Annotated in this window: 24 protein-coding genes; 17 read left to right on the top strand and 7 right to left on the bottom strand. The window is 33.0% G+C overall.

What is annotated here, in order from left to right; genetic code table 11:
* The first annotated feature begins 11 nt into the window (after positions 1 to 11).
* A complete protein-coding gene (locus ABZA65_RS04030) occupies positions 12 to 1,424 on the top strand; it encodes a DASS family sodium-coupled anion symporter (protein ID WP_373070862.1) in 1,413 nt (470 codons plus the stop codon).
* The gene (locus ABZA65_RS04025) at positions 1,403 to 2,572 is read left to right on the top strand and encodes an OprD family outer membrane porin (RefSeq protein WP_373070860.1); all 1,170 of its coding nucleotides are present in this window, start codon (positions 1,403 to 1,405) and stop codon (positions 2,570 to 2,572) included. Before ABZA65_RS04030 ends, ABZA65_RS04025 begins: the two co-directional genes overlap by 22 nt.
* Here the strand turns inward: ABZA65_RS04025 and ABZA65_RS04020 are convergent.
* Both ABZA65_RS04020 and ABZA65_RS04015 read right to left on the bottom strand, forming a co-directional pair.
* Positions 2,569 to 3,402: a CoA ester lyase gene (locus tag ABZA65_RS04020; RefSeq protein ID WP_373070858.1), complete on the bottom strand. Its 834-nt coding sequence runs from the start codon at positions 3,400 to 3,402 to the stop codon at positions 2,569 to 2,571. The two genes, ABZA65_RS04025 and ABZA65_RS04020, sit on opposite strands and share 4 nt — an antisense overlap.
* Entirely contained in the window at positions 3,392 to 3,733 is a 342-nt protein-coding gene (locus ABZA65_RS04015; protein ID WP_373070856.1) for a cytochrome c, read from the bottom strand. The genes ABZA65_RS04020 and ABZA65_RS04015 overlap by 11 nt, the downstream gene beginning before the upstream one ends.
* A 59-nt stretch (positions 3,734 to 3,792) precedes the next feature.
* Between ABZA65_RS04015 and folD the strand changes: the two genes are divergently transcribed.
* The 7 genes from folD to trpB are packed head-to-tail and all read left to right on the top strand — an operon-like array spanning position 3,793 to position 8,690.
* The gene (folD, locus tag ABZA65_RS04010; RefSeq protein ID WP_373070854.1) at positions 3,793 to 4,665 is read left to right on the top strand and encodes a bifunctional methylenetetrahydrofolate dehydrogenase/methenyltetrahydrofolate cyclohydrolase FolD; all 873 of its coding nucleotides are present in this window, start codon (positions 3,793 to 3,795) and stop codon (positions 4,663 to 4,665) included.
* Positions 4,665 to 5,477: a signal peptidase I gene (lepB, locus tag ABZA65_RS04005; RefSeq protein WP_373070852.1), complete on the top strand. Its 813-nt coding sequence runs from the start codon at positions 4,665 to 4,667 to the stop codon at positions 5,475 to 5,477. Before folD ends, lepB begins: the two co-directional genes overlap by 1 nt.
* On the top strand, positions 5,464 to 6,144 hold the full coding sequence (locus ABZA65_RS04000; RefSeq protein WP_373070850.1) for a site-2 protease family protein: 681 nt from the start codon (positions 5,464 to 5,466) through the stop codon (positions 6,142 to 6,144). The genes lepB and ABZA65_RS04000 overlap by 14 nt, the downstream gene beginning before the upstream one ends.
* A 12-nt stretch (positions 6,145 to 6,156) precedes the next feature.
* Positions 6,157 to 6,588, top strand: coding sequence for a ribose 5-phosphate isomerase B (gene rpiB, locus ABZA65_RS03995; protein ID WP_373070848.1), 432 nt, complete (start codon positions 6,157 to 6,159; stop codon positions 6,586 to 6,588).
* Between the two features lie 10 nt (positions 6,589 to 6,598).
* Positions 6,599 to 6,931 (top strand): hypothetical protein, encoded by a 333-nt coding sequence (locus tag ABZA65_RS03990; protein ID WP_373070846.1) that lies wholly within the window; start codon positions 6,599 to 6,601, stop codon positions 6,929 to 6,931.
* An 11-nt stretch (positions 6,932 to 6,942) separates the two neighbouring features.
* The gene (locus tag ABZA65_RS03985) at positions 6,943 to 7,491 is read left to right on the top strand and encodes an adenine phosphoribosyltransferase (RefSeq protein ID WP_373070844.1); all 549 of its coding nucleotides are present in this window, start codon (positions 6,943 to 6,945) and stop codon (positions 7,489 to 7,491) included.
* On the top strand, positions 7,491 to 8,690 hold the full coding sequence (gene trpB, locus ABZA65_RS03980; RefSeq protein WP_373070842.1) for a tryptophan synthase subunit beta: 1,200 nt from the start codon (positions 7,491 to 7,493) through the stop codon (positions 8,688 to 8,690). Before ABZA65_RS03985 ends, trpB begins: the two co-directional genes overlap by 1 nt.
* On the opposite strand, the gene ABZA65_RS03975 is transcribed toward trpB, so the two are convergent.
* A complete protein-coding gene (locus tag ABZA65_RS03975; protein ID WP_373070840.1) occupies positions 8,691 to 9,587 on the bottom strand; it encodes a diguanylate cyclase domain-containing protein in 897 nt (298 codons plus the stop codon).
* Positions 9,588 to 9,673: 86 nt separating this feature from the next.
* Here ABZA65_RS03975 and ABZA65_RS03970 point away from each other — a divergent pair, with 86 nt between their 5' ends.
* From ABZA65_RS03970 to ABZA65_RS03960, 3 genes are read left to right on the top strand one after another with little or no spacing between them, the layout of a single operon-like run.
* Complete coding sequence (locus ABZA65_RS03970) at positions 9,674 to 11,074, top strand: leucyl aminopeptidase (protein ID WP_373070838.1); 1,401 nt, start codon at positions 9,674 to 9,676, stop codon at positions 11,072 to 11,074.
* A gap of 51 nt (positions 11,075 to 11,125) precedes the next feature.
* Positions 11,126 to 12,226, top strand: a complete 1,101-nt coding sequence (ychF, locus tag ABZA65_RS03965) for a redox-regulated ATPase YchF (RefSeq protein ID WP_373070836.1) — start codon at positions 11,126 to 11,128, stop codon at positions 12,224 to 12,226.
* Positions 12,227 to 12,244: 18 nt separating this feature from the next.
* Positions 12,245 to 12,850, top strand: coding sequence for a hypothetical protein (locus tag ABZA65_RS03960; protein ID WP_373070834.1), 606 nt, complete (start codon positions 12,245 to 12,247; stop codon positions 12,848 to 12,850).
* Here the strand turns inward: ABZA65_RS03960 and ABZA65_RS03955 are convergent.
* From ABZA65_RS03955 to ABZA65_RS03940, 4 genes are read right to left on the bottom strand one after another with little or no spacing between them, the layout of a single operon-like run.
* Positions 12,834 to 13,619, bottom strand: a complete 786-nt coding sequence (locus ABZA65_RS03955) for a hypothetical protein (RefSeq protein WP_373070832.1) — start codon at positions 13,617 to 13,619, stop codon at positions 12,834 to 12,836. The genes ABZA65_RS03960 and ABZA65_RS03955 overlap by 17 nt on opposite strands.
* Before the next feature lie 6 nt (positions 13,620 to 13,625).
* Positions 13,626 to 14,444, bottom strand: coding sequence for a phosphatidylserine decarboxylase (locus tag ABZA65_RS03950; RefSeq protein WP_373070830.1), 819 nt, complete (start codon positions 14,442 to 14,444; stop codon positions 13,626 to 13,628).
* A gap of 34 nt (positions 14,445 to 14,478) precedes the next feature.
* On the bottom strand, positions 14,479 to 15,552 hold the full coding sequence (truD, locus tag ABZA65_RS03945) for a tRNA pseudouridine(13) synthase TruD (RefSeq protein ID WP_373070828.1): 1,074 nt from the start codon (positions 15,550 to 15,552) through the stop codon (positions 14,479 to 14,481).
* Between the two features lie 7 nt (positions 15,553 to 15,559).
* Positions 15,560 to 16,378: a thiamine-phosphate kinase gene (locus tag ABZA65_RS03940; protein WP_373070826.1), complete on the bottom strand. Its 819-nt coding sequence runs from the start codon at positions 16,376 to 16,378 to the stop codon at positions 15,560 to 15,562.
* 101 nt (positions 16,379 to 16,479) lie between these two features.
* Here ABZA65_RS03940 and ABZA65_RS03935 point away from each other — a divergent pair, with 101 nt between their 5' ends.
* From ABZA65_RS03935 to ABZA65_RS03915, 5 genes are all read left to right on the top strand, one after another.
* Positions 16,480 to 17,685, top strand: a complete 1,206-nt coding sequence (locus ABZA65_RS03935) for a GGDEF domain-containing protein (RefSeq protein WP_373070824.1) — start codon at positions 16,480 to 16,482, stop codon at positions 17,683 to 17,685.
* 137 nt (positions 17,686 to 17,822) lie between these two features.
* Positions 17,823 to 19,535 carry a succinate dehydrogenase flavoprotein subunit gene (gene sdhA, locus ABZA65_RS03930; protein ID WP_373070822.1) on the top strand — a complete coding sequence of 571 codons (1,713 nt, stop codon included), beginning with the start codon at positions 17,823 to 17,825 and terminating at the stop codon, positions 19,533 to 19,535.
* Between the two features lie 17 nt (positions 19,536 to 19,552).
* Positions 19,553 to 20,533: a succinate dehydrogenase/fumarate reductase iron-sulfur subunit gene (locus ABZA65_RS03925; protein WP_373070820.1), complete on the top strand. Its 981-nt coding sequence runs from the start codon at positions 19,553 to 19,555 to the stop codon at positions 20,531 to 20,533.
* Between the two features lie 9 nt (positions 20,534 to 20,542).
* Entirely contained in the window at positions 20,543 to 21,424 is an 882-nt protein-coding gene (locus ABZA65_RS03920) for a CoB--CoM heterodisulfide reductase iron-sulfur subunit B family protein (protein ID WP_373070818.1), read from the top strand.
* A 152-nt stretch (positions 21,425 to 21,576) separates the two neighbouring features.
* Positions 21,577 to 23,100, top strand: a complete 1,524-nt coding sequence (locus ABZA65_RS03915) for a response regulator (RefSeq protein WP_373070816.1) — start codon at positions 21,577 to 21,579, stop codon at positions 23,098 to 23,100.
* Positions 23,101 to 23,122: the final 22 nt, after the last annotated feature.

Raw genomic sequence — 23,122 nt, 5'->3', positions numbered from 1 at the left:
AAGGGGAGAACATGTCAAATATAAAAGAGAACAGATACAAACACCATATGCAGGCATTAGTACTCTTTATAGGTGTATTTCTTTGGTTTTCTCCTGTTCCTGATGGTTTAAATACTCAAGCCTGGCACCTATTTGCAATATTTATAAGTGCTATATTTGCAGTAATTCTAAATGCGATGCCAATTTTAACTTCATCAATTATTGCAGTATCGTTAGCTGTTCTAACCAATACTATGAGTGCAAAACAAGCTTACAGCGGGTTTGGAGAGAGTTTTATACTACTAATTATAGTTGCATTTTTAATAGCCCGCGGTGTTATAAAGTCAGGTCTGGGAAAAAGAATTGCTTTTTTAATTATCAAAAAATTCGGGAAAAGCTCACTAGGTCTTTCATACTCTGTTATAGCAGCAGATATGTTTATCTCCCCTGCTTTTCCTAGCAATACTGCTCGCTCAGGTGTACTTTTTCCAATTGTAAATGCACTTGCGAATGATAGTAATTCAAAAGTATCAGATGGAACTAGAAAAAAACTCGGTTCATTTTTAATGATGGCTTCAATGGCAGGACTTACGATATCTTCAACTCTCTGGCTAACAGCAATGGCGGCAAACCCAGCAGGGGCAAAAATGGCTGCAGAATATGGAGTTGAGATCACATATGGATCTTGGGCATTAGCCGCATCACTGCCTGTTATAATACTTTTTTTTCTTGTGCCTTGGGTAATATATAAAATTTACCCGCCAGAGATAAAGTATACACCTGATGCACCGCGTATAGCAGAAAATGCACTTCAAACTATGGGAAAAATAAGCCGCAATGAATGGATTATGGCAGCTACATTTATCGGAATGGTGTTTTTATGGATCATGTCAGGTTCATTAGGATTAGACAAAACAGCTGTAGCTTTTCTTGGGTTATCCGTACTTATGCTTAGTAATATATTTACACTAGATGATCTACTGCATGAAGGAAATGCTCTTGGAACTTTAATATGGTTTGCAATTTTATATGGGATGAGCGTACATCTGGATAAATTTGGATTTATGGGATGGGTAGGAGATAATATATCTATGTTTATTGATGGATTTTCATGGCCTGTAGTTTATATAGGACTTACACTTTCCTATGTACTTATTCACTACTTTTTCGTATCACAAACTGCCCAAATGTTAGCACTTTTTTCAGTCTTTTTAGGAGTTGGTATTAAAGCAGGCGTACCTGCAGAGATGATGGCATTAATACTTCTTTTTGCGACAAACTTTAATGCGATCATAACACCACAAGGTTCATCTGCCAATGTTATATATGTAGGAAGTGGGTATATAGAAGCAAAAGAGATCTATAAGGTTGGTGGTATAATAACACTCATAAATACATTAGTATTTTTAACTATCGGTACGGCTTGGATGTTATTAATACTATAAAAAAGGGATCTGCTATTAAGTATTTTTTAGTTTTATTTTTTCCTATTATAATTTTTGGAGACTCTTTAGAATCAGCATTTAAAAATTCAGATATTACAGGAAATTTAACTTATTTTTACTACACTATAGATAAGGAAGACAACACTAAAGATGCTTATGCAAATGCTTTAGGAGGTGATCTAAAGCTTACAACCGATAGTTCAAATCCTATTTTTGCCACTGTAGGTTTTCATAATTCTACGCCTATTGTTGATCATAAAAACAAAAAATTAACCTCACTTTTTAATAACGATAAAGACGGCAATGCACTAACTGCTGTTTCTGAATCTTTTTTAGCATATAAAACAAAAGACTCAATTTTTAAAGTCGGTAATTTTCTTCTTAATACGCCTCTTATGAATAAAAGCTCAGCCAGAATAGTTCCATGGAGCTATCAAGGTGCATCATTTGTTATAAATAATATTTTCAAATCATCTATACAACTAAACTACATAAATAAAATGCGCAAATATACCTCTGATCAATATAAAGATGAAAGTCTTGCAGGTAAGATTGGTGACGGTATAACTATGATTGGATTTAAACACCACCCTATTGAGCCACTTGATGTCCATATTTACTATTACAATGCACCATCACTCTATGACAGCTATTTTTTTCAAATAGATTATAAAGATAACTTTATAAACAATGACCTTCTATTTTGTGTAGGTTTGCAGAACATGAAAACATATGATCATATGGATGTGGATCTTATTGGTTTAAGAACAGGAATATTTACAGAGCATCTTGACATAACGCTTAACTATACTAAAAATGACGGTGTAGACAAAGCAGATGGATATGGAGGACTCTCAAAAATATATACAGCATCTATGATCTCAAATGGAAGGGGTGAAAATAAACCGGAAGTTTTTATGCTAAAAACAAATTTTGAATTTGAACTCATAAGTAAACATAGTTCCGAGTTCTCTGTATGGCTTGCAAAAATAGATTCTAAATTGACTAAATATAAATCGTATTATACGCACTTTAGACATAACACAGATAACTTTATAAAGATATATTTACGTTACGAGTTTCAAGACTATGAAGATAAAACCAAAGATGCACAATACCTTAGATTTATTACATCAATTGATTTTTAGTTTCTCTCTAAAATAACTTTAGCTCCTTTATAGATTGGCTCATCTATAAAGCCAAGTTCTTCATCAACAAACCCAGTTATACCTTTTGCTTCGTTTGCTTCAAATAGTTCGACAATTTTTAAAGCCCTTTTTATCTCTTCTTCACTTTGACCGAATATCTTTTGTACAAGCTCTGATTGTTTTGGAGATATGCACCCTTTTGCCTTAAAGCCCATTTTTTTCTCTAGTTCTAGCCATTTAGAGAACTCTTCTAAATTTTTGTAATCTTGATAAACAAATGACACGGGTTTTACACCTATAGATTTACAAGTTATTAAAAAATGACTAAGCATATACGTCATAGTAGGATTATCTCTGTCTACAATAGACTGTGACAACCCAAGATCCGCCGAGAGATCAAGCATACCGATATAAAAAGTAGTTACACGTTCATTTATGCGTAATTTATTTAAATTATTCCATGCATTGGCACTCTCGATTGACAGATGAACTTCAATATCTTTATCTATTAAATTTATAATTTTCTCTACATCTTCAGGTGTTTGAATTTTAGGTACGCGTATAGCATCAGGTTTAAATTGATTTATATAGTTAATTTCATCAATTCCACCCTCATCTATAGCATTGACTCGAACTACAAACATCTTTTCTTGTTCTTTATACTTTTGTAGATACTCACCGCAAAGTCTTAAAGCTTCCGGTTTTTGCTCTTTACTAACACCATCTTCAAGATTTAACATTATGCACTGTGCATCAAGCTGTGGTATTTTTAAAAGGTGCTTTTCATTATGTGTTGAGAGCATCAACGCATCTTTAAAATCAATTTTCATTTTCCACCTTCATCTGTTGCAGATAAAAAAACAAAGCTTTTATCTCATCTGTCGTTAAGTAGTATCTCGGCATACCTTTTTTTGAAACCTCTAAAGATTTTTTAAAATCATCATAGTTTAGTGAGTTTATAGCAGGTCCGCCAAAGTTTTTTTTCTGCTTGTTATGAGTGTAATTTGCAACTATTTTCCCCTCTCCTTTTTCACCATGACAATGAAAACACCCTATCCCTCTAGGATTTTTGTAAAGCGAAGATGAGTACTCCAGCGGTGTTATAAAAGAACTTTGTGCAAATAAAAAAAGTGGCAAAAAAAGTGCCGGTACGAATCTCATAAAAACTCCAGTTAATATTAAAACGATATAATATCTAAAAAATTATTTATGAGGTTTAAATGCAATTATTAGACGGTAAAGCTCTCTCTCAAAAAATCGAACAACAAGTTGAACAAGAAGTTAAACAATTAAAAGACACATGTGGTTGTACACCTGGACTAGCTGTTGTGCTGGTTGGTCAAGATCCTGCAAGTGCAGCATATGTGAATATGAAGAAAAAAGCTTGTGACAGAGTTGGGTTTTACTCTATTACTCATGATATGCCTGAAACAATCTCTCAAGAAGCTATTGAAAAAACGATTACAATGCTAAATAACGATTCAAATGTTGACGGTATTTTAATTCAACTGCCTCTTCCAGCTCATATAGACACTACTAAACTTTTAGAACTAGTTGATCCTGCAAAAGATGTAGATGGATTCCACCCATACAACGTAGGACGTTTAGTAACTAATCTTGATGGTTTTGTACCGTGTACGCCACTTGGTGTAATGGAGTTACTAAAAGAGTACAACATAGATGTAAAAGGTAAAAACTGTGTAGTTGTTGGAGCTTCAAACATTGTTGGTAAACCTATGGCTGCCCTACTTTTAAATGCAGATGCTACAGTTGAGATATGTCACATTTTTACAGATGATCTGAAAAAACACACACTTGGCGCTGACATTGTTTTATGTGGAGTTGGTGTGATCAACCTAATAACGGAAGATATGGTTAAAGATGATGTTGTGATCGTAGATATTGGAGTTAGCAGAACTAAAGAGGGAAAACTAGTTGGTGATGTTGATTTTGAAAATGTTAGTAAAAAAAGCTCATACATAACACCAAGTCCTGGTGGAGTTGGACCTATGACTATTGCTATGCTTCTAAGCAATACTCTAAAAGCTGCAAAGATAAATGCTAAAAAACTTAAAGAAGAGAAAGAAGCTTAATGAAAGAGGTATTAGGTAAAGCTTACAGATTCTCAAACTCTTGGACAGGAACAATAATAATTGTTTTATTTATAATCTTTTTTATAGCACAGGCTTTTAGAATTCCATCTGGAAGTATGAAAGATTCACTTTTAATAGGCGATCACCTATTTGGTAAAAAGTTCGCATATGGTATCCCTATGCCACATATCCCTTTTTTAGAGATCTCAATTATGCCATGGAGTGATTCTTTAAAACTGATCGATGGGGACAAACCAAAACGTGGTGATGTTGTAATATTTAGATACCCTCACAACACTCAAACTCACTTTGTAAAAAGATGTGTAGCACTTCCAAACGATGAGCTTTTTCTTATAAATAAAGATCTTTTTATACACTTCAACGAAGGTGATGAATGGATAGAAAAAAACTATGAGGGTTATGAAGTAGTAAAACTTGCAGGAAAACTATGGGTAAAAAATCCTTATAGAAAAGATCATCATGGAATTCATAATGATGACAAAGTAATAAATGACGGCAATCCAAGACGTGCACCTCTATTTAACCTAAGTCCTATAAGAGTGCCTGAAGGTGAATATTTTATGATGGGTGATAACCGTGATCACTCAAATGACAGCCGTTTTTGGGGTACAGTTCCATATGAAAATATTGAAGGTACACCTTGGTTTGTATATTTTTCAATAGATGAAAACTGGGAGATCAGATGGGATAGAATGGGTAAAACTCCAACGGATTTAGAACAACCTATTCATCTGGATAAAGCTATAGCCGAGAGAGAAAAACACGACAAAGACGATCATGGAATCTATTGATTTATTAAAAATCATAACTGCAGTATTAGCCTTAGCCGTGGCAATAATCGGACATGAGATTATGCACGGATGGGTTGCCTATAAATATGGTGATATGACTGCAAAAAATGCAGGAAGACTAAACATAAACCCAATAGTTCACGTTGATCTTGTTGGAACAATTTTAGTTCCGGCAACTATGTATTTCTTACCTATACTTTTAGGTGGAGAGAGTGGTTTTTTATTTGGTTGGGCTAAACCTGTACCTATAAATACCGTTACCGTTATCAGAAATGCAGGTTACAATGGTGCTATGCAGGTAGATTTAGCAGGTATAGTGTATAATTTCACACTTGGTGTTATTGCGTCTGTTGCTATTTTAGCAATGGCCAAACCAACTACCTTAGATGGTTTATTTTATATTTTTACATATCTGTTTGTATGGAATTTATTACTGATAAATATAGTTTTAGCAGTATTTAACCTGCTGCCAATACCACAGTTTGACGGTGCGCATTTTTTAATGCACCTATCGCTAAAACATAAGGTAAGAAGTGTAGCGGAGTTTTTTTATAAAAATGAACGTTATGGTATCATAATAGTACTAATTGTACTTATGACGCCTATTAAAGATTATGTACTGCTTTTACCGGTACAAACAATTTTAGAATTATTATTAACTACATAGGAGAGAAGTTAGATGAAATTTTATATAGCAACTGATCATGCAGGTATAGAATTAAAAGATTACACTGTTGATCTTTTAAAACAAAAGGGACATGAAGTAATTGACCTTGGGCCTTTTACAAAAGATAGAGTTGATTATCCGGATTATGCTCATAAACTATCGCTTAGCGTTTTAGAAGACTCAGATGCACAAGGGATTTTAATCTGTGGCAGCGGTATAGGAATGAGTATGGCTGCTAATCGCCATGAAGGTATTCGTGCAGCACTATGTCACGATGCATACACTGCAACCGTAGCACGTGGTCACAATGATGCGAATGTACTTTGTTTTGGTGAGCGTATTGTAGGCAAAGGTGTAGCAGAGTCTATTTTAGATGCTTGGATTGCCGGTAGTTTTGATGGTGGTAGACACTGCGGACGCGTAGAAAAAATAGAAATAAACTAAAGGAATAAATATGTTTTGGGAATGGTCACTACTTTCAGTTTTATCGATACTATCAATTTACCTTTTTGTAAAGATGTTTTACTTTAAAAGTATCACTTCTAAAGAGCAAAGAAGCAACGACTTGATGAAACTAACTCTTCAAGAAGCAGAGATATTGATACGTAAATATCAGATTCAGCTTCAGCGTGCACTAGGAAATGTAGACATTTTAAGTGAAGAATTAACAAAGTTAAGAAACGAACTGAAAGTTTTAAAATCAAGAAACTCAAAACATAGACAAGAAACCGACAGACTAAACGGAAAAATAAAAGCACTTGAAAACAGAATAGATGCATTACTATAACGGAGAAAATTATGACATTAAGCGCTAACGATAAACAAATAATAGAAAATTCAATTAGAAATATAAAAGACTTTCCAAAAGAGGGAATTATATTTAAAGATATTACAACACTTTTAAATAATAAAGAGGCTTATGGTATTTTAATGAAACATCTTCACCATAGATACAGTAGTTATAACCTTGATTATATTGCAGGTATAGATGCACGTGGATTTATATTTGGTGCAGCACTTGCTCAGATGCTTGGCATAGGTTTTGTTCCTATCAGAAAAAAAGGAAAACTACCTTATACGACAATCGGTGAAAAATATGCACTTGAATACGGTGTTGATGAGATAGAAGTACACTTAGACGCATTCAGCGGTGTAGAAAATGCTCGTGTACTACTAATAGATGATCTAATAGCTACAGGCGGTACTGCAAATGCAGCTGCAACACTTGTAAACCAGACAGGCGCTAAATGTGTAGAGGCTTGTTTTATTCTAGGTCTATCATTTCTAGATGGTATAAAAAACTTAAGTGAAAAAACTGATGTATATACAGTTTTAGAGGTTGATTAATGTATATACCAAAAGCTTCGAAATATGATCCTGATCTAAATGGTCATTTTGATATACACGGTGGGAGATATGTACCTGAAACACTAATGCCCGCACTTTTAAAACTAGAACAAGAATATAAGTCTATCCGTTTCGATGAAGAGTTTTGGAAAGAAGTTCATTACTATTTAAAAGACTATGTAGGTCGCCCTAGCCCTTTATACTTTGCTCAAAACATATCTGATGAACTTGGGGCAAAAGTTTATTTTAAACGTGAAGATCTAAACCATACAGGTGCTCATAAAGTAAACAACGTTATAGCTCAAGGGATTATGGCAAAGCGCTTAGGTTATAAAAAGATAATTGCTGAAACTGGTGCAGGACAACACGGTGTTGCTACAGCTACTATATGTGCACTTTTAGGACTAGAGTGTGAGATATTTATGGGTGCTAAAGATGTTTCACGTCAAGAACTTAATGTATTTCGAATGAAACTTCTTGGAGCAAAGGTAAATGCAGTTGAGAGCGGAAGCCGTACACTTAAAGATGCAATGAATGATGCAATCCGCCACTGGGTTACAAATGCAAGAGATACTTTTTACATTATAGGTACTGTAGCTGGTCCACACCCATATCCATTAATGGTACGTGATTTTCAAGCAATAATTGGGTATGAAACAAGAGCTCAAATACTAGAGAAAGAAAACCGACTTCCTGATCATGTAATCGCATGTATAGGTGGCGGTAGTAATGCTATAGGTATGTTTCAACACTTTTTAGAAGATGAAGGTGTTGAATGCATAGGTATTGAAGCTGGTGGACTTGGAATTGATACTGATAAACATGGTTGTTCATTAAATAAGGGGCGTCCTGGAGTTCTACACGGGCAAATGAGTTATTTACTTCAAGATGAAGATGGACAAGTATTAGAAGCTCACTCTATTAGTGCAGGACTTGACTATCCAGGAATTGGACCAGAACACGCATTCCATAAAGACAACAAATCAGTTTCGTATGATTATGCAACTGATCAAGAAGCACTAGATGCTTTTGTTTGGTTAAGTCAAAAAGAGGGAATTATACCTGCATTTGAGAGTTCTCATGCAGTAGCATACCTTAAAAAAATGGAAAATATTAAAGATAAAATTATCATTGTAAACCTATCAGGTCGTGGTGATAAAGATATGATACAAGCCAAAGATATTTTACACTTTGACTAACTAGCAAACAAAAATTTTTCCGTAATCTTTCTTTTTCGCTTCTTTAAGGGCGTAAACCGCCCTTTGCTCTATCTCTTCTACAGAATCGTCTTCTGTAAACTCAGTTATACCAAATGCCACAACCGGTTTGGTATCGTTCATAATTTCTAAAGTCGACAATGATGTATTTAATTTTTTAGCAACTATCTCAGCTTGCTTTACATTTGTTCCAGATAACAAGATCATAAAATTCGATCCATACCAGCGAGACACCGCATCTGAATCTCTTAGTAAGTTTTTAAGTTGTTTTGAGAATAGTTGAATCATTTTTTCTCCATATTCAAAACCAAAGGTGCTAACTGCCCTATCAACACTTTCTAAACCTATATATAAAATAGAAGTCGGACTTTTATATCTGTTAAAGTTACTTACTTGGTGTTTTAAAATCCCTTGCATATGCATCTTTGACGTGAGTTTTGACATCTGATCAACCGTCGCAAGATGTGCTAATTTATCCACCCTTAGTTTATATTCACGCAACTTGTATATCTGTTCACAATGATAATTAAGTCTTGAAATAATCTCTTTAGAACCAAATGGTCTTTTTATAAAATCACTTCCACCGTTTTCATAACATTTTTGTAAAACTTGTTTGTCATGTTCTTGCGAATTATCTAAAAAAACTATAGGAACTTTAATCACATTATTTAAATTTATACGTGTAAAAACCTGTTCTATATTTATATAGTCTATATTTGTATTAACTAAAGCTACATCAAGATCTTCTGCATTAAAATCAAAATCTTCAACATCGAATCTATACTGTATAGATTCATACCCCTCTTGCTTTAAAATTGATTCTAAAGAATTAAAGTTCTTGTCGTTTATCTCTAGTATTAAAACCCTTTTTTTTCTCATACAGAAATTATATCAAAAAGCATCAATATATAGGTTTAACATTTTTTGCTATTATACTTTTATATATTAAACTAAAATGGATTATTATGAATATCAAACTAACACAGAATAAAAATGGTTCAGACGTATCAGTTGACTTAATTACAAAAGATAAGCTAAAAACAATTAAAGACAAAAAGATCCTTGACTTAGCAGGTTTTACAGCTGAGCAAGACACTATATGCTTTTTACATGAAAAAGGATATTTAGCATGTGGCGTTGATGATGAATCAAGCGATAACACAAGAAGTGTATGTTCAATAGCGATCAAAGCACTAAAATCTGCTAAATACAAAACTGCTAGTTTTGATGTAGATGATCAAAATATAAAAGCTGTTGTAGAGGGAATTATATTAGGGGGTTATGAATACAACACTTATAAATCAGAACCTAAAAAAACTACTCTAAAAAATATAAATTTAGTATGTAAAGATATCAAGAAGCTGCAAAATGCTTTTGAAGAAGCCGTAATAGTTGCAGAAGCTACATGTTTTACTCGTGATATTGTAAATACTATTCCTGAAGATATACACCCAGAAACACTTGCTAAACTATCAAGCGAGCTTGCTAAAGAAAATAACTTAGAATGTAATATTTTAGGTGAAAAAGCTCTTAAAAAAGAGAAATGTGGCGCTATGCTTGCTGTTGGACGTGCTTCAAGACACGAGAGCCAACTTATACACCTGACATACAAACCTAAGAAGAAAGCTAAAAAAGTTATAACTCTTGTTGGTAAAGGTCTAACATATGATAGTGGTGGACTTAGTCTTAAGCCATCAACTTCTATGGTAACCATGAAGATGGATAAAGCTGGAGCTTGTGCTGTTCTTGGGATCATTAAAGCTGTAAGTGAACTAAAACTAGATATTGAAGTTCACGCATTTGTAGGTGCAGTTGAGAATATGATCGGTGGAGATGCTTACAAGCCAGATGATGTTTTAGTTACAAGAAGCGGGAAAACTGTAGAGGTTAGAAATACAGATGCAGAGGGAAGATTAGTTTTATGTGACGTACTTGATTATGCTCAAGATAAAGTAAAAGCAGATTACATATTTGATTTTGCAACACTAACAGGTGCATGTATGGTAGCACTTGGACAATATACTACAGGTGTTATGGGACACTCAAATACACTTAAACACTATGTATTTGATGCAGCGAATAATTCAGGGGAACTAGTTGGTTCTCTTCCTTTTAACAGACACCTTAAAAAACTTCTAAAAAGCGATATAGCAGACATTTCAAATGTAGCTTCAAAACCATTTGGTGGAGCTATTACGGCAGGATTATATCTAGACAACTTTATAAGAGAAGAAAATAAAGGTAAATGGCTACATTTTGATATAGCTGGTAGTGCATATACTGAGTCACCTTGGGATTGTAATGTATACGGCGGAACAGGTGCTGGCGTTAGACTTATGAGCAGTTTTCTAAAAAACTTGCTATAATCTCAAAAATTATTTAAGATAAATTAAGTATAAATTTTCTAAAGGTAAAAAATGGGATTAAGTATAGGTCTAGTAGGACTTCCAAACGTAGGTAAATCAACAACTTTCAATGCACTAACAAAGGCTCAAAACGCAGAAGCTGCAAACTACCCTTTTTGTACAATAGAGCCAAATAAAGCAATAGTTCCTGTTCCTGATTCAAGACTATCAGAACTTGCGAAGATTGTTAACCCTGAGCGTATTCAGTATTCAACACTTGATTTTGTTGATATTGCAGGACTTGTAAAAGGTGCAAGTAAAGGTGAAGGTCTTGGAAACAAGTTTTTATCTAATATCCGTGAAACAGAAGTTATTCTTCAAATAGTAAGATGCTTTGATGATGAAAATATTGTTCATAACGAAGGAAGTATTGACCCTTTACGTGATGTTGAGATCATTGAAGGTGAGCTTGTTTTAGCTGATATTGAAGTACTATCAAACCGTATAGACAGACTAAAGCGTCAAGCAAAAGCTGATAAAAGTGCAAAAGGTATTTTAGATATAGCGGAAGAGCTTTTAGAATTCCTAGCTGATGGAAATTTAGCACGTAACTTTGACAAAACTGATACTGATGAATACAAACAGCTAAATCAAGAAGTTAGATTTTTAACAAACAAAGAGATTATGTATGGTGCTAATACTGATGAAGACGGTCTTTTAGAAGATAATGATTATGTAAAAGCATTAAAAGAACATGCAGATAAAAACAACTGTGAACTTATCAAACTATGCGCAAAAGTTGAAGAAGAACTTGTAGGTCTTGATGAAGAGGAAGCAAAAGAGTTTTTAGATGAACTAGGTGTGAAAGAATCAGGTCTAGAGCAGATCATTCACAAAGGATTTGATAAACTTGGTCTTATGAGTTATTTTACAGCAGGTGTAAAAGAGGTTCGCTCATGGACAATTAGAAAAAATTCAACAGCTCCTCGTGCAGCAGCAGCTATTCATAATGACTTTGAAAAAGGCTTTATTCGTGCTGAAGTTATCTCTTATGAGGACTATATAGCATGTGGTGGAGAGCAAAAAGCCAAAGAAGCCGGAAAAATGAGACTTGAAGGAAAAGAGTATATAGTGCAAGATGGTGATATAATGCACTTTAGATTTAACGTATAACAATATAAAGGGGTAGATATGCAATTAAAATATGTTGGTCCTAAACCTATAATCTCTCACACTAGTATTGAATTTGACAACAATAAAGAAGATAAATATGTCTACCTTAATATAGTTATACAACTGATAAAAGCTTTAGGTGATGAAAATCTAAAGGGAAATACATATAAATATCATGCAGATACAAGAAGACTGAGTAAAGATGAACTTTTTGAAGAATTAAAAAAATACTGCAGTGATTTAAATAAACTTATTGAAAAAGAAAACCATGATGTTGAAGATGAGATTGAGCATAATATACAGAGAGCTCATGAATCAAAAGTTTTAACAGATGATGAAATTGAAATACTAGAGAGCAATATAGAGATAATGCATGATTATTTAATTCAGCGCTCAGTTAACAAAGCAGTTTACTATTGTATTATTGATAAGTTGGCAGATGTAATAGCTAATGCACATATAGAATATATAGTCGTACCGTTATTTGCAAAATTTACACATGTGCTTCACTCTGTTCAAGGTTCACTTCTAAAACAAAGAAACCCTATAGATACAGAACTTGAAATATTTAAAGAAGATGGAGAAGTTTTTTCAAAACTAAAAGTTGTTAAACTCCTAAACTAGCTACTCTCATAGAGTCTATCATATTGTCTCTAAGATTGGCTATAACGTCATCAAAATGATAAAGGCTTGTTTCTTCTAACTCTTCTAGATCCTCTTCTAAATCCTCTATATCATATAACAACTCATTGTCTTCATTAAAATTAATCTCAGCACTACTATTTAATTCAGTTCTTAACTCTCTGATTCTATTTTTTAACTTTAAGATCTCTTTATTTTTTTTATCCTGAGCTATTCTTATCCTATTGTGAAGCTGATTAAACTTGCGTATAGCTATTGAACTGTTATCTTTATTTAGTGAGCTTTGAAGTATCTTGTCAATAAAAATCTGCTTGCTTTTTGTTATTGGCACTCTATTAAAATATTCTAAAAATGTCTCGAACATCTCACTGAATATTATTCTATGAAATTTTTTAAAATAGTTGTTTACAATAGAGTTTATAAAATTGATTCTACCGTCTTTTTTTATAGATTCAATAGCCTGTTCTTTAGATATATGTAAAACTTCATTGCAGAAACTTACCCATTCAGCAACAATATCTTTAAATATTGCCTGCTTAATTTTGCTGTATTTAATATGTTCTATATCTGTTATATACAAAAAGTTTATATCGTTCTTCAAACTGTCGTTAACAAAACTTTTAGACAGAATTTCCATAACTTCAGCTCTGTCTGTATTTGTAGAAACATGAAGTACATCCCACTCGAATAACTCTAAATTATTCAATATTTTTTCGATATACTCTTCTAACTGTTCTTTTGTATCAAACATACTTTTTTAGATTACCTTTGCTATGGTTTGCCCAAATTTTACATTGTCATTATTATTTATATTTAATTTTAGCATATTTTTTTCCGTTAATATAACAATTGTTGATCCCATCTCAAAACAACCAAAATCATCACCTTTATCAAGGTTCATGTTTTCATATTCATACACACTGCTATTTTGTACATCTGCATTTGTTTTTATATTTGGTTCAAAACCAACCTGCATCACACCTACATTTAATGCACTTACTAAAACCATGTAATAGCACTTACCGTTTTGTGCTTGACATTTCAGAACGACACGTTCATTCTCTATAAAAAGATTTATTCTTTTATTTAATGATGGTACATTTACAGGGTAAAACTTTCCAGGAATATGTACAACTTTTAGTACTTTTGTATTTGTCGGCATATGGTAACGGTGATAATCTTTAGGTGATAGGTAAAAATTTATAAATGTACCGTCTTTGACAAGAGCTTTTTCCTCTTCACTAAAGCTGTCTCCTAAAAAGTCTCCACAGCTATATTCCATACCTTTTATTTGTAGAGCTGTATCTTCTTTGATTTCACCGCAAGCTGATATCCATGAATCACATGGTGATATAAAATCATCCCCGTCCAAAGAAAATTCTCTTTGTTTTTCAAGTTTTCTTGTGAAAAGTTTATTTAGTGATTTGTAAGAGCTAGGATGAGCAAACTCACTCATATCTAAACCCATTAAAGATACGTATGCTTTATTTACAAATGTTTGAATAGATAAAGAGAACTCTTTATTGGCGAACTTTCCAAATCCTTGCGATATAGCCGAAGTAATATGTCTTTTCATTAAATTATTTAATCCTCTATTTTTATAATATTTGTTAATCAAGCTTACGCTTTGCTATCTCTTCAATTAAAACTGTTGCGTACGAGCCTTTTGGTAATGTAAAATTCAGTTCATACTGTGCTTCTTGTGCATTAAACCTGCCCTCTACATCTGTAGGGTATACCCATCCATATCGTCTAGTACCGTCTGCATTTATATTATCGTCGAAATCTTTTTCAATTTCACGTGCATACCCACTAGAGAGTCTGGCTTTTTTACCACATAACAGACCGGTTACACTTATATCTCTGGAGTTAAATCTTTCAAAATCATGTTCACTCTGATCAAACTCAAAAAGTCTTCCATACGGATAATGTTCCATCACATCACCCTCTAGTAATTTAAACGGGTGTTTTTGTTCCTTTAGTTTTTTAATCTCATTTTTTGGTAAATTTAACAAATTTTCTAACTCGTCTAAACTAAAACTGGCAACAAGTGAATTAATTTCCAACCTTCTACTTAACCACAAATTAAACAGATGACTCTGGTATGCACTAATTAAAAGCTTTCTAACTTTTACATTACGCTCTTTCTTTTCACCCTTAGCAATTTTTTCACCATCAATATGATTGTTTCCATCACTGCCAAAACGCTGATACCCAAAAAAGTTTGGCATACCTTGGCTTGATATATTTTTTAATGCTTCATCAATTTTTTTAGCGTCTGTCGGGTTTACCTTTTTCAGTCTGATATAAAATCTATTTGAACTTAAGTGCCCTATTCTTATTTTATTATTATGGTATGTTGTAGAGAGTATTTTAACATTTTCATGCTCAAACTTTTCCAATAGTTCCTCATGTTTTTTGTGTACAGATATATACTGCTTGGTCATAGCATGTTTATCTTTTAAACCTGCATAACCAATCTCTTTGTTTTTTATACCTAAATACTTTGCAAGAATGCCTATTAACTCCATAGTTGAAAGGTTCTTTTTTCTAACATGTAGGATCAGGTGTTCCCCCTCTCCACTAAACTCATACAGTGGTATTTCGTCAACAACAAAATCACGTGGACTTTGTTTAAAATGAAAATCAATACTTGCATGATTTAAAGAATAAAATCTATCCATTGTTTTCCTAAAAATGATTTGCTTTACATCTAGAGCGATATCTAATCTGTTTTGCTTTTGCAAAAATGGTTAGATTGACTCTAGAGAGTTTTGAACGTCTTAAAATTGTTTTTTTATGACGTCTGTCAAAGGCTATAAGCATCTCATACTCTTCACCGCTACACACTATTCTTTTATCTAACTTTTTAAAAATTTTAGCACCTATTTTATTAGAATCAAGAATTTTTTCCAAATCTGTATATAATCCATCAGATATATCCATTCCGGCATTTAAAAATCTTCTATTTTGACTAACAAACTTATCTCTTAGCTTAATATTTACGAACTTAGAGTTTTTATTTATTTTACCACCGCTTAAAAGCTTTTTCAAATCTTTTTTACTTCTGCCAAGTTCACCTGTATAAGCCAATAAATCATTCTCTCTTATCCCTTTTCTAAAAAGAGGTTTTTTACTTTTAGAGATAATTGTCACAGTTATGTCAAGTTTGTTATTAGCTATAGTATCTCCACCTATTATCTCAATACCATACTTACAAGCAACATCTTCAAATCCCCTGACAAGCTCAGCCATTTGTTCATTTGAAATACTCTTTGGCATAGCTACAGCCAAAAGTGCGAACATTGGTTTTGCGTTCATTGCAATAGCATCAGAGATATTTACTAACATTGCTTTTGCACCAATTTGATAATAACTCATCCATTTTGTTTTAAAATGGATGTTTTCAAAAAAAGCATCTTTTGAATAAACATAACCATTTATATAGGCTCCGTCATCTCCTATGTTGACACTGCTAAACTGTGAAATAAAATGATTTTCTATATTCAATTGTTATTCTCTTAAAAAACTGTTAGATATGTCGATATGCTAAATATTACAAAACATGTGCTATAATAAGCGCAATTATAACATTAATTGGAGTAACTTTTATGAAAATATCAATAAAAGCTGTGTTTAAGAACATATCGATATTTCTAATGTTTTTTACGTTTGTTTCACTATCTGCAATGTTGTTTACGTTTGAGCAAACTAATTCATATATTAAAACAGATATACTAAAAGATCAAAAAGATATAATTAATTCGTTAAGGATGATTGATAAAAAAGATGTAGAGCTTGCTCTGATCCAATACAACGGAAAAAGTACTGATCTTCAATACCAAGTAAATAAACTTCGCGAACTATACGAATATGATATTACGGGAAACTATATATTAGGCAACTCTCAAGAGTACTTAAGTGATTTAGATAAATTATCAAGTGCTATAGATGATTTCAATACTAAAGCTTACACATACTATAAATCTTCAAAAAAGAACGTAGAGCAGACAAAAACCGAACTTGACAAATCTCATATAGTGTTAGAAAACAGAATAAACTCTCTTCTTTTTAAAAACATGGAATATGATTCTCAAAAATTCAGCTTTATGATTCAAATAACAATAGCAACTTTTGTTATAGTTCTGTTACTATCAATCTGGTACTACACAAGACTTAAAAAAATATATAACGACATAGCATACCTTCAATCACCATCTAAAAGTAAAAAAGACTACGAAATATGTACAATTGAAGCAGATGCAATATCTATCAGAATGAAAAAGAAGCCTGATGTAAAAGATAACCCTAGTAATATTGATCCAATTACAAAAATTAATAATCACAAAGGTCTTATTACAGAATACGGTGAGAAGAAAAACTTTAAAGAAAATAACTTTACTTCGGTAACTGTACTTGAAGTTGATAATTTTTCAAAAACCAATAGAGCATTTAATCAAGAGTTTTCTCAAGCAGCACTTAAAAAAATAGCTTATACTATATCTTTATTTGAACAAGCTACAGACGTAATTGGAAGAACTGATTACAATCAGTTTACAGTAATATTATCTCGTGAGACAAAAGACAAGGCTTATAAAGATATGGAAGCTATTCGTGAAGCGATATCTGAACTGAAATTCGTAACTCAAACAAAAGTTCCTGTACAAATAACTGTATCGGGAGGCTTTTTCATAAAACCAAACAATGTAGTTTTAGCTAACGCTATGGAAGAAGCTAAAAAGATTCTAAGATTTGCTCAACAAGGTGAAAAAAATAGAATCGCTCAAAAAAGAGATATGGAAGGTGTGCATATTTGAAACACCTTCTAGACTAGCATTTTGTTCCAAAATGTAACATATCTTTTCTCTCTCCAAACTTTGTCACAATTTAACCTATAATAAGACTTTATCAGATATGATCACTTATACATTATTCTAATTTTTAAGGAAAGCTAATGAGTATTCCTATCTATACTTACGATTCAATAATTGTTGGTGCCGGTCTTGCAGGCTGTGCAGCAGCTAGAGAATTGCAAAATGCAGGAAAAAAAGTTGCCGTTATTACAAAACTACACCCTTTAAGAAGCCACTCTGGTGCAGCTCAAGGTGGTGTAAATGCAGCTTTTAGTGACGAAGATTCTGTTGAACTTCATGAATTTGACACTGTTAAAGGGGCTGATTATCTTGCTGATCAAGATGCAGTTGAGTTTATGTGTAAAAATGCACCAGAGACTATTCGCTGGGCAGAAAGAATGGGTGCAGCTTTTAGCCGTTGTAAAGACGGTAAAATTGCTCAACGCCCTTTTGGTGGACAAAGTTCACCTCGTGCTTGTTATGCAAAAGACAGAACTGGTCTTACATTATTACAAACTATTTATGAACAAGCACACCGTGTTGGTGTAAAATTTTGGGATGAGTGGTATGCTGCAGATATCATTTACAAAGACGGAAAAGTATCTGGTGTTGTAGCGTTTAATATCCGCGATATGCAAATGGCTATCTTTAACTGTAAACAAGTTATGTTTGCTACTGGTGGTTATGCACGTTCATATAAAATCAATTCAAATGCTCATGCAAATACAGGTGATGGTTTATCTATTGTAGCTCGTCACGGTCTTCCATTAGAAGATATGGAGTTTGTACAGTTTCATCCATCAGGTCTTTCAGGAAACGGTGTTTTAATATCTGAAGCTGCTCGTGGTGAAGGTGGACGTTTATTTAACTCTGAGGGTGAGCGTTTTATGGAAAAATATGCTCCAAATGCAATGGAACTTGCATCTCGTGACGTTGTATCTCGTGCTATCTTAAATGAGATTCGTGAAGGTCGCGGTGTTGGTCCAAGAAAAGATGCTGTATATATCGATCTAACTCACTTAGGAAAAGATCTAATTATGGAAAGACTTCCAGAATTACGTGACTTAGCACTTACATTCTTAGGTCTAGATATGATCAAAGAACCTATTTTAATCTCTGCAACTGCACACTACTCAATGGGTGGTATTCCTGTAGATATTCCTGGTCACGTTAGAAAGAACAACGATGAACTTGTAGAAGGTTTCTATGCAGCTGGTGAGTGTTCATGTGTATCTGTTCATGGTGCTAACCGTCTTGGTGCAAACTCTGTTCTTGAAGCGCTTCTATTTGGTCGCTACGTTGGTAAAACTATGGTTGCAGAAGTTGATGAAATTGAACTAAGAGTTGCAACTGAAGAAGATGCTGCTACTGCTTTAGCAGAAATCGACTTTGTATTAAGTAACAACGGTGATGAGACTGTAACAAAACTAAGAGAAGAACTTCAAGACACTATGACAGAAAATGCTGGTGCATTTAGAACTAAAGAGACTTTAGCAAAAGCTGTTGCAGACGTTAAAGAGATAAGAAAAAGATTTAAAAATATCCGTATTAAAGATAAATCTAAAATATTCAATACTGAATTACAAGAAGCAATTGAGCTTGGACACATGATCGATTATTCAGCATTTATCGTAGAGAGTGCCATTGCTCGTAATGAGAGTCGTGGTGCTCACTATAGAGAAGATTTCGAATCTCGTGATGATGAAAACTTCCTAAAGCATACTATGGCTTATATGGATAATAACGGTGATATTACACTTGATTACATGGATGTCGTTCTTGGCAAACATGAACTTAAAGCAAGAACATACTAGGTAAGGGAGGTAGAGTTATGAGTACAGATGGTATTACAACACAAAAAGTAAACTTCAAAGTATTTCGTTTTAATGCTAACGATGATTATCTTCCATACTACGAAAACTATGAGATGGATGTAACTTCTGAAGAAGTTGTACTAGATATATTAAATAGAATTAAATGGGATCATGACGGAAGCTTTTCATATAGAAGAAGCTGTCGTCACGGTATTTGTGGTGCTTGTGCTATAAAAGTAAATGGTAGGAGTACTCTTGCTTGTAAAGAGAGCATGACAACTATGATTGAGCTTTTTGGAAACGAGCTTACAATTGAACCGCTAAGCATCAAGCGTTCTGTAAAAGATATGATCATTGATAAAGGTGACTTTTGGCAGAAACACGATGCAATTCACCCGTTCTTAATCTCTGATGTTGATGAAAACCCTGAGCATGAACATATAGTTACTCAAGATGAAGCTGAAGCACTGTTAGATGCAGATATCTGTATCCAATGTGGTGCATGTCACTATGCTTGTCCTGTAATTGAAGTAAACGATAATTTTATGGGTCCTGCTGCATTTGCAAAAGCTTACCGTTTTGAAGCAGATGTACGTGATCAGGCTCATAAAGAGAGACTATCTGAGCTTCACTCTGAGAAACAAGGTGTTTGGGACTGTGTTAAATGTTATGAATGTGCAGAGGTTTGTCCTAAAGAGGTTAATCCTATTGATAAGATCACTAAGCTTCACCAAATGCTGTTTAAAGAGGGTGTTGCAACTTCAAATGTTGCTACTCGCCATGCAGTTGGGTTTAAACACTCAATTGCTAAAAACGGTGTACTTGACGAGGGTGGATTAGTTCTTTACTCTGAAGGTCCTGCTATCGTTAAACATGTACCTGTAGCACTTAAAATGTTTAAAAAAGGTAAAATTGTACCACCATGGGCAATTACAAAATCACAAAACCTTGATGAGATTAAAAAGCTTGTTAAATCATCATCAACTGTGAAGTTCTAGGAGATAAAAATGGAAAAATTAAAATACGCACTTTTTACTGGCTGTACAGCTAAGCAAAGTACTCCTGAACAAATGAAGTCTACTATGGCAGTTGCTGATAAATTAGGAATAGAATTAGTAGAACTTACTGAAGCTTCTTGTTGTGGAGCTTCACATCTACAAGACTATGATGACTTTTTATCTTTAGTACTAAATGCTAGAAATATAGCATATGCAGAGAAGCATGGTTTAACTATGGTTACTATCTGTAATACATGTCAGCTTAATACTGCTATGACTAAACACCGTTTAGATAATAACGAAAAACTAAAAGCTCAAGTAAATGAGAAATTAGCAGAAGTTGGTCTTGAATACAAAGGTACATCTGAAGTTACTCACTTCTTATATGCTATTATTGATGACTTTGGTCTTGATAAGATTAAAGAGATGGTTAAAACACCTCTTCGTGATTTTAATATTGCACCATTCTACGGTTGTCATAACATCCGCCCTTCAGAGCTTCAAAATGAAACTCATAAGTCTGCAGAGAGTGCATACCGCCCTACTTCACTAGATGATTTAATCATCGCTTGTGGCGGTAATAATGTTGATTATGCAGAAAAAACAAAGTGTTGTGGTTTCCATGCTGAATTACAAGCACCAAAAACTGCTGCTACATTAACTGGTAATGCAATTGCAGGTGCAATGGATAACGATTCTGACTGGATGGTTACACCATGTCCACTATGTCACTTAAAACTAGATACTCAAACTCACCATGCATCTGAAGCAATCGGTCGTGAAGTTGCACTTCCTGTATTACATATGCAGCAAATGCTTGGTCTTGCTCTTGGTTGTACTCCTGATGAGTTAGGTCTTAATCACCACCTTACTAAGGTTGATTTCGTTTAATTAACTTTATACTTATATTCTCGGATTTTTCCGAGATATATCTTTTTGCTACACAACATATACAAAAACATTCACAACTGCATCTATATAAGCTTAAAATAACTAAAAAATAATATACTAATATTAAATTTACATTTAAAAGGTTATATATTGTGTATGATAATAAACATATATTAAATAGCTTAAATAACCTAGAACTCTTATATATCGAAAATAAATATGACTTTAGAAAACAGGTTTCAGATATTTTAGAAGAGCATTTTACTAATGTTTATAATACACAAAATGCTGATGAAGCTATAGATATTTTCAGAACTCACAAGCCAAAAATAGTTATTATAGATATAGATGATCGACGTTATGACTGGGTAAAAACCGTAACTCGTATAAAAGATATAAAATCAAATACAAAAATTATACTTATCTCAAAATTTGATGCCCATATAATGCTGATGGAAGCAATAAATTTAGGTGTAACAAAATTTTTAGTTAAGCCCGCAACACCGACTGAATTATCTGATGCTATAAATTTTTGTATACAGCAACTTCAACATGAAAATGATATAAAGATATTCAATACGTATGTATATAATATATATAACCATGATAAATCTATGCTTATCATGCTGAAGAACGGAAGACCTGTAGTTGCAAATCATATTTTTTTAAATTTTTTCAATGTAGAAAGTGTAAAAGAATTTAATTATAAGTATCCTGATTTAGGTGAGTTTTTTTTACATCATGAAGGATATTTATTTAGCCAATTGAACAACTATTGGCTTGACAATGCAAAAGCACATCACAACAACCTATTCCATGTCCAAATTAAAAATAAACGTGGTGAGCCGAGACATTTTTTATTTAAATACCATCTTATATCTCAAGAAAAAGCCTATGCTATTTTATCTTTTGACGATGTTACAGAACTTGATTTAACTAAAACACTAGATACAGAAAAAGCACATAACGAATCAAAAACAAAACTACTTGAAAAAGATAAAGAAAATGTTTACAACCTACTTGAACTTCTTCAAAAAAGTAAAGTTAAAGTACATGTACATAACTACTATAAAGGCTTAACTATAGTACACGATGCAGAAATTATTGATGTTAAAGAAAATAGTATAACTATTACAACAGTTTATCTACAACAAAAAGCGATACAGATAGATAAAAGAGCCATAATAACATCACCTGTATTACCATATAGCATTGTTTGCAATAAAGTGGTAAAAATCGACTACAAGAAACACACTGTTGAACTTGGAGACTTGGAATTTTCAAGAACATCTCCGGCACTTAGAAAAACAATTCGTTTATCACCAAACTCTAAATATAGTGTTTCATTATTTATTAATAACCAAAGATATAAAACAGATATCAGCATAATAGACATTTCTATAGAGTCAGTTAATCTAAAATTTGAAGATGTACCACTTAATTTGAAAAAAAACGATAAAGTTACCATTGATATAATTTTTAATATTGATAACAAACCATTAATTATAAACTCAGAAGCCATAGTACTGAGAGAGGCTCAAGAACAACATAATTCAAATGTAGTATTTTTACTAAATTTAAATATAAATCAAAAAAATCATCTTCTAAAATATATAAAAAATAGACAGGTTGAAATTATTAAAGAGTTTAAAAATATGAAAGATAAAACTCTTTAGATATAATTCCAATATTTTAAAT

The organism is Sulfurimonas sp., from assembly GCF_041583195.1.
GTDB lineage: Bacteria > Campylobacterota > Campylobacteria > Campylobacterales > Sulfurimonadaceae > Sulfurimonas.
Note: the sequence above shows the minus strand (reverse complement) of the source record. Positions and strands in the feature narration are given on the sequence as shown.